13 protein-coding genes and 1 tRNA gene are annotated in these 12,172 nt (G+C 44.7%); 3 read left to right on the forward strand and 11 right to left on the reverse strand.

What is annotated here, in order from left to right; all coding sequences use genetic code 11:
- Positions 1–2: 2 nt before the first annotated feature.
- From ACED42_RS14715 to ACED42_RS14735, 5 genes are all read right to left on the reverse strand, one after another.
- A complete protein-coding gene (locus tag ACED42_RS14715) occupies positions 3–227 on the reverse strand; it encodes an IS3 family transposase (RefSeq protein WP_371703096.1) in 225 nt (74 codons plus the stop codon).
- A 26-nt stretch (positions 228–253) separates the two neighbouring features.
- On the reverse strand, positions 254–763 hold the full coding sequence (locus ACED42_RS14720) for a helix-turn-helix domain-containing protein (protein WP_371703098.1): 510 nt from the start codon (positions 761–763) through the stop codon (positions 254–256).
- Between the two features lie 110 nt (positions 764–873).
- Positions 874–1,395: an NADPH-dependent FMN reductase gene (locus ACED42_RS14725; protein ID WP_050651602.1), complete on the reverse strand. Its 522-nt coding sequence runs from the start codon at positions 1,393–1,395 to the stop codon at positions 874–876.
- 176 nt (positions 1,396–1,571) lie between these two features.
- Positions 1,572–1,835 carry a YfcL family protein gene (locus ACED42_RS14730; RefSeq protein ID WP_017063425.1) on the reverse strand — a complete coding sequence of 88 codons (264 nt, stop codon included), beginning with the start codon at positions 1,833–1,835 and terminating at the stop codon, positions 1,572–1,574.
- Between the two features lie 9 nt (positions 1,836–1,844).
- Positions 1,845–2,375 (reverse strand): elongation factor P hydroxylase, encoded by a 531-nt coding sequence (locus ACED42_RS14735; protein WP_371703099.1) that lies wholly within the window; start codon positions 2,373–2,375, stop codon positions 1,845–1,847.
- A gap of 299 nt (positions 2,376–2,674) precedes the next feature.
- Here ACED42_RS14735 and ACED42_RS14740 point away from each other — a divergent pair, with 299 nt between their 5' ends.
- A complete protein-coding gene (locus ACED42_RS14740; protein WP_004734183.1) occupies positions 2,675–3,298 on the forward strand; it encodes a trimeric intracellular cation channel family protein in 624 nt (207 codons plus the stop codon).
- A 114-nt stretch (positions 3,299–3,412) separates the two neighbouring features.
- Here ACED42_RS14740 and aroC read toward each other — a convergent pair whose 3' ends face one another.
- Positions 3,413–4,498, reverse strand: a complete 1,086-nt coding sequence (aroC, locus tag ACED42_RS14745) for a chorismate synthase (RefSeq protein ID WP_004734182.1) — start codon at positions 4,496–4,498, stop codon at positions 3,413–3,415.
- A 297-nt stretch (positions 4,499–4,795) separates the two neighbouring features.
- On the opposite strand from aroC, the gene ACED42_RS14750 reads away from it, so the two are divergent.
- Complete coding sequence (locus ACED42_RS14750; protein WP_371703101.1) at positions 4,796–5,299, forward strand: GNAT family N-acetyltransferase; 504 nt, start codon at positions 4,796–4,798, stop codon at positions 5,297–5,299.
- Between the two features lie 113 nt (positions 5,300–5,412).
- Here ACED42_RS14750 and ACED42_RS14755 read toward each other — a convergent pair.
- Positions 5,413–5,489 (reverse strand) — tRNA-Arg (locus ACED42_RS14755).
- Between the two features lie 211 nt (positions 5,490–5,700).
- Between ACED42_RS14755 and folD the strand changes: the two genes are divergently transcribed.
- Entirely contained in the window at positions 5,701–6,558 is an 858-nt protein-coding gene (gene folD / locus ACED42_RS14760; protein WP_012603477.1) for a bifunctional methylenetetrahydrofolate dehydrogenase/methenyltetrahydrofolate cyclohydrolase FolD, read from the forward strand.
- Positions 6,559–6,677: 119 nt separating this feature from the next.
- On the opposite strand, the gene ACED42_RS14765 is transcribed toward folD, so the two are convergent.
- From ACED42_RS14765 to ACED42_RS14780, 4 genes are all read right to left on the reverse strand, one after another.
- A complete protein-coding gene (locus tag ACED42_RS14765) occupies positions 6,678–8,492 on the reverse strand; it encodes a cation:proton antiporter (RefSeq protein ID WP_371703103.1) in 1,815 nt (604 codons plus the stop codon).
- 185 nt (positions 8,493–8,677) lie between these two features.
- Positions 8,678–9,877: a NupC/NupG family nucleoside CNT transporter gene (locus ACED42_RS14770; RefSeq protein ID WP_009848493.1), complete on the reverse strand. Its 1,200-nt coding sequence runs from the start codon at positions 9,875–9,877 to the stop codon at positions 8,678–8,680.
- Positions 9,878–10,082: 205 nt separating this feature from the next.
- Entirely contained in the window at positions 10,083–11,003 is a 921-nt protein-coding gene (locus tag ACED42_RS14775) for a LysR family transcriptional regulator (protein ID WP_009848494.1), read from the reverse strand.
- 152 nt (positions 11,004–11,155) lie between these two features.
- Positions 11,156–12,154, reverse strand: a complete 999-nt coding sequence (locus ACED42_RS14780) for a lytic transglycosylase domain-containing protein (RefSeq protein WP_371703104.1) — start codon at positions 12,152–12,154, stop codon at positions 11,156–11,158.
- Positions 12,155–12,172 lie beyond the last annotated feature (18 nt).

A 12,172-nucleotide genomic window follows, 5' to 3' on the forward strand; every position in this document is an offset into this window, starting at 1 on the left:
GACTACTTCTTCTTGAAGATAAAAGCGGCTTTCCCCGGAAAGCCGCGATGAACCTGATTTTTTAGTTCCAAGTGAATACGGCGGTAGCCGTACCGCCCCTTATGTTCATGATAAATTGACTTTATCAACTGCAGCTCACGTTCGTAGCTATTTGGGCGCTTGCTCGTTTGAGCCTGATAATAAAAGACACTTTTTGCCAGCTGTAGAGTGTGCAGTAGGTGCTTCAACGGGTACTTGCCTTTAAGAGTTAGAGCTATGACCGCTTTTTCTTTGTTCGACGGTTTTTTTCCTGCTCCAACTCTTCCAACTTTTTTAGAACGGCATTCTCGGTTCGTAAGTAGACCAACTCCTCTTTTAGCTCCTCAAGCGTCATTTCATCATCAGGCTTAGTGGTACGTTGAGGTCGCTGTTTCATTGGGGGTCTTCCTTTCTGGTGCATTTTGAGCCCTTTGATACCGAGCTCATTAAATCTTTTGAGCCAGACTGAGAGTATCCCAGGGGATGAGAGGTTTAATACTGCGCTAGTGTGCGTGAGAGACCAATCATTCGTCCACATTAAATTCAATGCTTTTCGTTTTGTCTGAGCAGTAGTTGCATGGTTAGTTGGTAAAAATGAGTCAGTACCATGGATGGCAAAGACTTGAGCCCAGTACCGAATCTGTCTCGAAGAAATTGAATATTGTTTTGCTAAATAGCGAGATGACGCACCATCTAAGCATCGTTTAGCAACGATACATTTTAGCTCGTGGCTATATTTGGACATAAAAAGACCCCCAATAATTGGTGTCCAACTATTGGGGGTCAGTTCATTATGTCGCTCGGGCTTTTTGTTATTCGTGTTGCTCTAAACTGATGCTCTAAACGAAGCAGTATTTACAGCTTAGCAATCGCGTCTTTAATCTGTAGAGCGATCTCTTCGTTGCTGATAGAACCAGATTCAAAATCAAAGTTATCGTAGAAGCTTGGTACTGAAACTGACGCTTGCACGTTACCACCAAAGTAAGGTGCAGAACCTGTCGCTGCGCCCAGTACCGTTTGTGCGCCGCCAGGGCCCGGTGAAGTCGCTAGGTAAACCGCCGGCTTCTCGCCAAATACTGAACGCTCAATGCGTGTCGCCCAATCAAATAGGTTTTTATACGCTGCTGGGTAGTGACCATTGTGTTCTGCGAACGAGATAACAAACGCATCAGCTTCAGCTAGGTCGCGCAAGAATGCTTGAGCGCCTTCAGCTTGGCCGATCTCTTTTTCAGTGTCTTCACTGAACATAGGAACATTGTAATCGTTGATGTCTAGGACTTTAACTTCAGCACCTTCAATCAAGTTTGCTGCGTAAGTTGCTAGTGTTTTGTTGATTGAGGTAGAACTTGTGCTTGCGCCAAATGCGATAACTTTCATGATGTGACCTTTTCTGTAATTCCGTTAAGTGGGATTAGAATAACGTAGTAAGAAAATGTAACCATCACAAGAAATGAACGGACTCATTCAAAAATTTCGAACGAGTCTCAAATAAACCGGTTCGCTCAGTAAAATGGAAAGGAAGGGACTGAGCGGATAGTATTAATACATCGAGATTAAGCTTGGTTTTGTAGCTCAACCCAAAGGTCATTAACGATAGTGCGGTCTGCTGGCGTTAGTTCAGAGCGAGCGTCGTCTAGGCTCTGTTCAATACGAGCTTTTACTTCAGCCACATCTTCAATGCCTTCTTCTTCACATGAAGCCACTGAAAGAGAAATATGACCACGTAAGTAACCACCAGCAAACAGTTCATCGTCTGATGCGTTTTCAATGCGAGCATCAATTACTTCAAGTAGTTTTTCTTCAAATTCGATAATCATAATATTCTCTTATTTCACAATAAATTGGCTAGTACATAAAGGCGCAACATCATAGAAGCTGCGTAATGCTTCAGAGAGCATTTTCACGCGAGGCGGAAGACCAGCTTCAAAGATACCCATGACTTCACTGTGTACTTTATTCATAAAGGCCAAACGATCTGGCTCAAAATCACCGTGTAGATTGTCACAGCTGACATTAAAAGGAAAGCCCGCACTCATCGCAATGATCCATTCATACGCTTGTGGGCGAATTTCTACTTTTTCAAACTCAGCTTGAACCACCTCAGTTCGACCATCAGGCTCATACCAATAGCCAAAATCTTCCAACAAACGACGTTCAGGTCCAGCGACACACCAGTGTGCTATTTCGTGAAGGGCAGATGCGTAAAAGCCGCGAGCAAATACGATACGGTGATGAGAAATCTGTTCGTCGGCTGGCAGGTAAATAGGCTCGTCTGCACCCAGTTCGAGCTTGGTATTGTAGCTCTCGAAAAAGGTTTGATTGAAAATATCGATGATGTCTGAGTATTGGTGCGTCATAAAATAAAATTTAAGTAAAAAGAACTGGGGCATTTTGCGTTTTTTTAAGCGCTCGGTAAAGCCCTATCACAAGCAATGGCATTGGGTTGACCCCGATACTTTACCGTGACAATCGATTGCAGATCCCAGATTACACTACTTTGAGGTGAATGATTAGTTTAGCTAATCTGAAATGCCCATTCACGGTACAAATATTCATTCGTCAATCAGCGTTTTTACTACTACACTCGCGCTTCATTTTTATATCCCTAAGGCCTATAAGACTCCAATTTATAGACCTATATTATAGAGCTACAGCAATGCTACTAAGTGTTTTGTATATCATTGGCATCACGGCAGAAGCCATGACCGGCGCTCTCAGTGCTGGCAAACAAAAAATGGATTGGTTTGGTGTAATGTTGGTTGCGAGTGCAACGGCTATTGGCGGCGGCACAGTACGCGATATCTTACTCGGCCATTACCCTTTAGGTTGGGTTGAAAACCCGCAATATCTAGCGATCACCTGTATCGCAGGTGTTATTACAACCGGACTGGCTAAATGGGTAATCAAGCTCAAAGGCTTGTTCATTCGTTTAGATGCACTAGGGCTTATCGTGTTCAGTATCATTGGTACTAAGGTAGCGATGACCATGGGTCTTCACCCAATGATCTGTATGGTGTCTGCCTTGGTAACTGGCGTGTTCGGTGGGCTGTTGCGCGATCTTATCTGCCGTCAAACGCCATTGGTTCTGCATGAAGAGCTGTATGCATCTGTCGCACTTGTCGCTTCAGGTTTATACCTAGGTTTGCTTGAGCTTGGCATCAACGACGTAACCGCGACGATTGTTACGCTTGTGGTTGGTTACTTGCTGCGCATGGCGGCCGTGCGATTCAAGTGGCGTTTACCTTCGTTCCAGCTTGATCCGGAAAGCTCGGTACATTAGGTAATATATTCTCAATTACGCACAATATAAAAAGGGTTGCTTCATTACGAAGCAACCCTTTTTTTGTTTCTATCAAATCAGCTTCAAATCTGTTCTGAATAAAACGAAGCAGAACTAGATTTTTGGCGTTTCAGTTGTCACACCAAAGTTTTGACCACGGTGACGTAGCAAGTGATCAAGCAATACAATCGCTAACATAGCTTCTGCGATCGGCACAGCACGGATACCCACACATGGATCATGACGACCTTTAGTGATTAGCTGCGTTGCTTCACCGTCTTTAGTGATCGTGTCACCAGGAACGGTAATGCTTGATGTTGGTTTAAGCGCAATGCTTGCCACAATATCTTGGCCAGTAGAAATACCACCTAAGATACCGCCAGCATGGTTGCTGCTGAAACCTTCTGGAGTTAATGGATCACGGTGTTCACTACCGCGTTGATTAACCACATCAAAGCCATCACCAATCTCAACACCTTTCACCGCATTGATGCTCATTAGAGCGTGTGCGATGTCTGCATCTAGACGATCGAAGATTGGCTCACCAAGGCCTACAGGCACTTTAGTCGCAACCACTTGAATCTTCGCACCGATCGAGTTGCCTTCTTTTAGCAAGTCACGAATCAGTTGGTCAAATTCCGGTACTTTGTCGGCATCTGGGCAGAAGAAAGCGTTGTTTTCAATCTCGTTCCAATCCACTTTATCAATTGAGATATCACCCATTTGAGAGAGGTAAGCTTGGATCTCAACACCAAATTCTTGTTTTAGGTATTTCTTCGCAATTGCACCTGCCGCTACACGCATTGCAGTTTCACGAGCTGAAGAACGACCACCACCACGGTAATCACGCACACCGTACTTTTGATGGTACGTATAGTCAGCGTGGCCAGGGCGGAACTTGTCTTTAATTTCGGAATAGTCTTTAGAGCGTTGGTCTGTATTTTCAATCAATAGACCAATAGAAGTACCCGTAGTCTGGCCTTCAAATACACCGGATAAAATCTTTACTTCATCCGCTTCACGGCGAGCCGTTGTATAACGAGAAGTACCTGGGCGACGACGATCCAAATCTCTTTGAAGGTCTGCTTCGGTAATTTCTAATCCTGGTGGGCACCCATCTACGATACATCCTAGTGCGATACCGTGACTTTCTCCGAACGTAGTCACGCGGAAATGTTGTCCGATACTGTTTCCTGCCATTACTTCCTCTAAATCAGCCATTGAGCAGAAGGTTTGATTCCTAAACCTACGGGCTAACAGCTTTACTTGTCTATTCTTCGTGAATTCATATTGGCTTTATTACCAAATGATGTAAACCCCAAAAAACCAACAATTTTAACTTTCTATTACATGAGCCGAATGAAATGAATAACGAGGGGAAATGAGTGGTGCTTTAAAGTGGTGATTTTGAATAGTTTCATGGCCAGTTAACAAAGGTTAATGAACTCGGTTTGAATACTATCTATGTTGTAGCCCAAAATAATAAGGAGAAAAGTGATGATCGAGTGGAGAGTTAAAAAATTTTCGGAGCTGTCTGTTCAAGAGCTCTATGATTTCTTACAGCAAAGAGTCGATATTTTTATCGTCGATATGAACACACCCTATAGTGATCTAGACGGCAAAGATAGCCATCCAGAAACCTATCACGTCATGGGTTATGAGAACGGGCAACTAGTAGCTTACAGTCGAATTATGGCTCAGAAGCTTGGATACCCCGTAGATGTTCTCCCTTTGCTCGATTCTGATGCAGATGATGTTTGTATCGGGCGAGTGATCGTAGCAAAGGATTATCGAGGTAAACAGATTGGTAATCAGCTGATGCAAGCAAGCTTTGATGCAACCCGCGAGGCGTACCCTGACTGTTCAATTTTTATTTCGGCACAAGCACATCTCAAAGACTACTATGGTAAATTCGGATTCAACGTTGTCACCGACAGTTATTTGGAAGATGGGTGCAGTATGTTAGGTCTTAGATATACCCCACAGCTAGTGGCCGTTTAGCAAAAGACAAAAGACAGAGGCATCGAAATACAAAAAATGGTTTTGATAGATTAAGTCGTTCTGAAATGCAAAAAACCCGACAACTCAGAGAGTTATCGGGTTTCTTTAAATAGTGGTACGCCCTGAAGGATTCGAACCTTCGACCACCTCCTTAGAAGGGAGGTGCTCTATCCAGCTGAGCTAAGGGCGCGCTACAGGGAAGGATTATACGAATTCGAATCAGTAAAGCAACGGCTTTATGTAACATTCTGATCCAAGTGAGTAAAAAAAGTGCAATAGGATTATAAGTGTTGGAAAATAGAACAAAGCAAACGTTTGCTTAATGGTAATCAAAAAGATTTTCTGGAATAATGCGCCAAAAACATCAGCCACTAACTTGAATATCAATACTAAGGAAATTCATGACTGCTCAAAATATTGATGGAAAGCTAATTTCTCAAACGGTTCGCTCTGAAGTTGCGGCTCGTGTAAAAGCTCGCACTCAAGCTGGATTACGCGCTCCGGGCCTAGCGGTTGTTTTAGTGGGTGAAGACCCAGCTTCTCAGGTTTACGTAGGAAGTAAACGTAAAGCATGTGAAGAAGTTGGCTTCGTATCTAAATCTTACGACTTGCCAGCCACTGCTACAGAAGACGAATTATTAACACTGGTAGACCAACTGAACGAAGACCCGGAGATTGACGGTATTCTTGTTCAACTTCCCCTACCAGCTGGTATTGATAGCACTCAAGTTCTTGAGCGCATCACGCCGGAAAAAGACGTTGATGGCTTCCACCCATACAACGTAGGTCGTTTGGCTCAGCGTATGCCTAAGCTTCGCTCTTGTACGCCTAAAGGCATCATTACGCTGCTTGACCGTTATAACATCGACTTACGTGGCAAACACGCGGTTGTGGTTGGCGCATCAAACATCGTAGGCCGCCCAATGACGTTAGAGCTTCTTCTAGCCGGTTGTACGACGACAACATGTCACCGCTTCACCAAAGACCTTGAGGGTCATGTACGTCAAGCAGATGTTGTTGTTGTAGCAGTTGGTAAGCCTAACTTCATTCCTGGTGCTTGGATTAAGAAAGGGGCTGTTGTGGTCGATGTAGGCATCAACCGTTTGGAATCTGGCAAACTCGTTGGCGACGTTGAATACGATGTCGCGAAAGAGAGCGCAAGCTTCATCACACCAGTTCCGGGTGGTGTTGGTCCAATGACAGTAGCAAGCCTAATCGAGAATACCATGATCGCTTGTGAGCAATTCCACTCTAAATAATCTGCGAACGACAGCACAAACAGAATTAAAAAGCCGCAGCGTTAAAACGTTGCGGCTTTTTTGATACTGAGCTATTCGTTTTTGATACAAAGTGACTCGCTTTAAATACAGAGCACTCACTACTTATCTGGAGCATCAGTTCTTTCCGTTGGATCCGAAGGCGGCAATAAACTAATGATCGCACACTCCGTTGATATGAGTTTTTCCAAATCAGAACCTTGTGTCACTAAACGGAAATCACCGCCAGTAATCACACCAAGTGGAATTGCTTTAGGATACAACGCGTTAAACTCATTAAGGTCAAACGCTTCGGTCAAACCTGTACTCTTAATTTGGCAGCCTTGAGCCATCAAGGAGTTTAGCTTGGAATAGGTAATTCCTTCCGAAAACAGACTTCTGTTGCCATCTCGACTCACTGAATGCCTTTCGTGTTTAGTTTCTGTCGATTCAAGCTCAAACACCTTGTTTTCACCAAACTCATCTTGATAATGCATACTGACTAATGGGTTGGTTTGACGATAAGGCGAGACGATCATGGCGCGCCCTATCCCATCCAATTCTAGATTATTTTCCGCGTGATTTGAGGCTGGGTTACCAAAATAAACATTCAGATTATCCATGCGCGCTAAGCGAATGCTCTCCCAGTTTGTATCAGCAAGCACACTGTTGATGTTGTGTGTCGCCAGCACTTTGGCAAACTGGCGTGAAAAATGAGTCGCACCAAAGAAGATAACCCCTTGTGCCTTCTCTTGAGTCACACCCAACCTTCTCGCCCACCAACTTGCGGTTAGGCTCTGAATCACAACCGTGCCTATGATGACCAAGAACACCATGGGAACCAGTAAATCAGCCCCTTCAATCAATTGCTTCTCTTGAAGTTTGATAGCAAACAGAGAAGAAACTGCAGCAGCAACGATCCCGCGAGGCGCCATCCAGCTCAAAAACCATTTATCTGCTGAGGTAAGATCCGTGCCGATCCCGCTGATCCACACACTCAGAGGACGAGCCACCAGCATGACGACCGCTAATAAGCCAATTCCGCCCCAACCTATTGAGAGAAAAGTCCCTGAATCAAGCCTGCTAGCTAACAGAATAAACAACGCAGAAATGAGTAACACGGTTAAGGTCTCTTTGAACTCAATAATGTCTTCAAGATCCAAGCCTTTCACGTTGGCGAGCCAGATGCCCATGATGGTCACGGTTAATAGGCCAGACTCTTCACTCAGATCATTAGAAAAAGAGAACGCCGCCAACATCAACGTTAGGACTGCCACGTTACGCAAATAATGCGGAACCCAATGCCCTTTCAGCATCTTGGCAATCAAATAGCCACCGATGAACCCTAAGCCTAAACCGATGGCTAGAGTCAGCCCCAAAGCCGACAGTACATGGCTGGTAGGATCGGCTGAAGAAACAATGTATTCGTAAACGAGAACGGCAAACAGAGCTCCAATCGGATCAATCACTATCCCTTCCCAGCGCAAGATGCTGCCTAACGAAGATTTGGGCTGAATGCTGCGCAGCATGGGAACAATAACGGTTGGACCCGTCACCACCACTAAGGCAGCAAACAGCGCGGCTAATGGCCAACTGAAGTCCACAAAGTAATAAGCACCCACCACGATGCACGCCCAAGTAATCAGCATGCCGAAACTCACGAGGTGCGTCACCATGCGACCATGGCCTCTGATTTCTTTGAAATTCAGGGTCAATGCACCTTCAAACAGAATAATAGCGACCCCTAATGAAATCAGCGGAAATAGCACGTCACCAAAAATGGCATCGGGATTAAGGATGTTAAGACCGGGACCTAAAAGTAGGCCGACAATAAGAAGAGGAAGAATAGCAGGAAGACGTAAGCGCCAGCCTAACAATTGACACGTTAAAGACAGCAGTCCAATTAATGCCAAAGAAGAAGTAATCGACAAATCCATTTGTGCCCCTAAAAGGTTTGCACCACACCTTGTGATACAAACCTATTTGCTGAAACAAGAAAGCCTATGTCATTAAACTATAGGCTCTCTTTTTCGTGCTAACCGAATATTAGTGTGATTAATCAGTCACTTTACTATAGGGGAAATAAAGTGACTGACTCATCCACTCTGTACTTATCATCTAGCTACAGAGAAAGCACCACGCCAGCGATCGCAGCGCTCATTAAGTTGGCAAGCACACCCGCACAAATCGCTTTGAAGCCATATTGTGAGATGAAAGAGCGACGCTCTGGAACTAAGCTACCCAAACCGCCAATCAGAATCGCCATGGTAGAGATGTTAGCAAAACCACATAGTGCAAAAGTAACGATCGCTTTTGAGTGCTCACTCAGTGCATCTTTTACGTCCATTAACTGGATGAAAGCCACAAATTCGTTCACAACAATCTTATTACCGATCAGCGAACCTGCAACCACAGCTTCAGACCACGGTACACCGATCAGCCATGCAACGGGTGCGAACACATAACCTAGGATAAGTTCGAAGCTTAGGTTTACGCCAAACCAGCCACCAACAATACCTAACAAGCCATTCAGCATCGCAATCACACTGATAAAGGCTAGAAGTGTCGCACCCACCGCAACGGCAATACGAAGTCCAGACATAGCCCCATCTGCCATTGCCTCAACTACGTTTGTTGCTCGTGGAATCTCTACACCAGACTCAATATTTTCTTGAACATCCTCTGGGCTGCCTGGTACTAAGATTTTAGCCATCAATAGACCGGCTGGTGCCGACATGAATGCCGCAGCGATCAGATAGTTTAGGTCAACACCCAGCGATGCATAACCCACTAGCGTGCCGCCAGCAACAGAAGCCAAACCACATACCATCACAGCAAACAGTTGTGAGTCCGTCATATGTTTTAGGTAAGGCTTAACCACCAATGGCGCTTCGATCATGCCAACAAAAATGTTTGCCGTTGCAGATAGTGACTCCGCACGACCTGTGCCTAGAAACTTCTGCAAAGCACCGCCGATTATGTTGATCACCTTTGGCATAAAGCCGATGTGATACAAACCTGAAATCAATGCAGAGAAAAAGATAATGATGCCGAGAACGTTAATAGCGAAAACAAATCCGTTATTCGTTAGGCCACCGAATAGGAAGTTAATCCCCTCTTGACCGTAGTTGATCAAGCTAGACACCGCACCAGTAGCTGCATTCAGCGCTTCTTTACCCATTGGCACATAAAGAACCAATAGCGCGAATGAGATTTGCAGTAAGAAAGCCAAAGAGACAGTTCTTAGCGGGATATTTTTTCTGTCCGTAGATAGTAACCAAGCGGCTACTAAAATAGTGATAATTCCAAGTAGGGAAGCCATATGCGTCAACCTAAAAGTTGTAGGTAGGAAAGGCGACGCATTGTATAGAGGAAATCGTTTGCGGCAAGGTGCGGTTGTTAATGTGATGTTGGGATTATCAGAAACTTGCCCAAGGTTAGATTAAAGCGTTGAATTTTAATGGATTAACTTGTTCAAAAAGCATACTTTTTCCATATGGAAATTATATTTATGAATTAGGAAACAATTAACGATGCAGCTCAACGCAAGTTTTGAGGTTTTTGTCCCAATACGTCGGCGAACCAACATGCTGTTTGATGAACTCAATCACTGCTGAAAGCTTCTTTGGCATGTTCTTTCGACTCGGATAGACGGCATAGAATGGCATCAACTGACTGGCTCTCCATTCTGGTAATACTTGGATTAACTTGCCTGTTCTAAACTCCTCTTTGACTAAATAAGTCGCCAAATAAGCAACACCCCACCCAGATACAGCTGCGTCTCGTACCGCCTCAGCCAAATCCACCGAGTAATCGCCCGCCACTTTGACACTGAGGTTTTCTTGCCCGTTATCAAACGCCCATGACGTGTAGTCTCGTTCACGGCTGCGATAAATAAGACAGTTATGGTCAATCAGATCAGATGGCACATGAGGAGTACCAGCTTTAATCAGATAATCCGGTGATGCGGCTACCACAAATTGGCTGTCGGCTAAACGCTGCGCAATATAACCTTCTGGCAGGTCTTCATTATTGGTGATCCAAAGATCCAAGCGCTCCTCAATCATATCCACTTTGTAATCGAACAAATGCACTTCAATTCTCAGCTGCGGATAGAGCTGTCTGAGCTGATCAATCGCTGGAATGATATGCAGTGTGCCAAATGACTGAGACAAGCCTATGCGGAATATTCCAGAAATGTCGTCACGCTGGCTATCCATATCCATTTGAGCCGCTTTCACCGTATTGAACAGCTGCTCACAATGCTGATAGAACACTTCCCCTGCTTCAGTTAGTGTCAGGCTGCGTGTGGTTCTTTGAACCAGCTTGATACCTATCGAATCCTCGAGCAAAGCAACTTGCTTACTGATGTGAGACACCGACACATTCAAACTTTTTGCTGCACTGGTAAAGCCTTCATGCTTGATTAACGCATGGAATATCACCATCTGTGCGGCTCTATCTGTTAGCACAAGGCCACCTTTAAAAATCTCTGAAATATAAAAGAAAAAGGACTCCGAAGAGTCCTTTAGTTCGTTCTGCCTATGGTAGGCCAAATGCTATTCAAAGCGACCTAAATCTGTTAACCAAATTAAGGCCATTAATCAAACTTAATTCTGTCTGCTAGGTGGCTAACTGCCAACGCAAAGTAGTAAGAACGATTCCACTTCATTAACACATTGTAGTTGTTGTAAATGAGGTAAGAACGGCCAGTTTCATCGTCTGGCATAATTAGCCAAGCTTTAATATCTTCATCAAGCGTTGGTAGTGGGCGATCGTCAAAGCGCTTAATACCGAGTTCAGACCACTCTTTTAAGTATTTCGCTTTGTCTTCGCCTCGGCCTTGCATTTCAATAGACACAGTCGACGGTACGTGAACCTGACGGCCCCAAGTATATTTGTCATCCCAACCCGATTGGCTGAGATAATTCGCCGCTGAAGCAAATACATCTTCTTCAGTACCCCAAATATCTTTCTTGCCATCGCCGTTACCGTCAGCGGCATAAGCTAAGAATGAGCTTGGCATAAACTGAGGTTGTCCCATCGCACCAGCCCAAGAGCCTTTCATCTCTTGTGGTGCAATATGGCCTTGATCAAGAATCTTCAACGCCGCCATCGCTTCGCTACGGAAGAAGGCTTCTCTACGTCCTTCATAGGCCATAGTCGTGAGAGCATCAATAACACTGTAGTTACCCGTGAACTTACCAAAGTTACTCTCAACACCCCATAGCGCGACAATGAATCTTGGTTGAACACCATATTCATCACCAATGCGCTTCAACGCTGAATAATGCTTCTTATAAAGCGATCTCGCCTGCTTCACTTTCCAATCTGGAACCGCGCGTGGAATGTATCCATCCAGAGTCAGTTTTTTCTCAGGTTGATTCTTATCGGCTTTCACCGCTCTTGGCTTAAACGTCACACCATCAAAGGCCTGATCAATGATCGTTTCAGAGATGCCTTCTGCACGGCCTTGCTGCTTTAGTTTCTCTACATATTGCTCAAAGCTCAGCTCTTCAGCCTGAACTGAACCAATCGTCAGGCTATTACCCAATAGTAATGCCGACACAGCCAATATGGTTTTCGAAAATTTACTCAACGATCACTCCTCCCTGAA

Origin of the sequence: Vibrio sp. FF145, from assembly GCF_041439075.1 — a bacterium.
In the GTDB taxonomy this organism is placed as follows: domain Bacteria; phylum Pseudomonadota; class Gammaproteobacteria; order Enterobacterales; family Vibrionaceae; genus Vibrio; species Vibrio tasmaniensis_A.

Coding starts and splice junctions, on each gene's coding strand:
- ACED42_RS14775 (WP_009848494.1), bottom strand. CDS start 11,003: ATGGTGATATTCCATGCGTTAATCAAGCATGAAGGCTTTACCAGTGCA.
- ACED42_RS14740 (WP_004734183.1), top strand. CDS start 2,675: ATGCTACTAAGTGTTTTGTATATCATTGGCATCACGGCAGAAGCCATG.
- ACED42_RS14725 (WP_050651602.1), bottom strand. CDS start 1,395: ATGAAAGTTATCGCATTTGGCGCAAGCACAAGTTCTACCTCAATCAAC.
- ACED42_RS14765 (WP_371703103.1), bottom strand. CDS start 8,492: ATGGATTTGTCGATTACTTCTTCTTTGGCATTAATTGGACTGCTGTCT.
- ACED42_RS14770 (WP_009848493.1), bottom strand. CDS start 9,877: ATGGCTTCCCTACTTGGAATTATCACTATTTTAGTAGCCGCTTGGTTA.
- ACED42_RS14735 (WP_371703099.1), bottom strand. CDS start 2,375: ATGACGCACCAATACTCAGACATCATCGATATTTTCAATCAAACCTTT.
- folD (WP_012603477.1), top strand. CDS start 5,701: ATGACTGCTCAAAATATTGATGGAAAGCTAATTTCTCAAACGGTTCGC.
- aroC (WP_004734182.1), bottom strand. CDS start 4,498: ATGGCAGGAAACAGTATCGGACAACATTTCCGCGTGACTACGTTCGGA.
- ACED42_RS14730 (WP_017063425.1), bottom strand. CDS start 1,835: ATGATTATCGAATTTGAAGAAAAACTACTTGAAGTAATTGATGCTCGC.
- ACED42_RS14720 (WP_371703098.1), bottom strand. CDS start 763: ATGTCCAAATATAGCCACGAGCTAAAATGTATCGTTGCTAAACGATGC.
- ACED42_RS14750 (WP_371703101.1), top strand. CDS start 4,796: ATGATCGAGTGGAGAGTTAAAAAATTTTCGGAGCTGTCTGTTCAAGAG.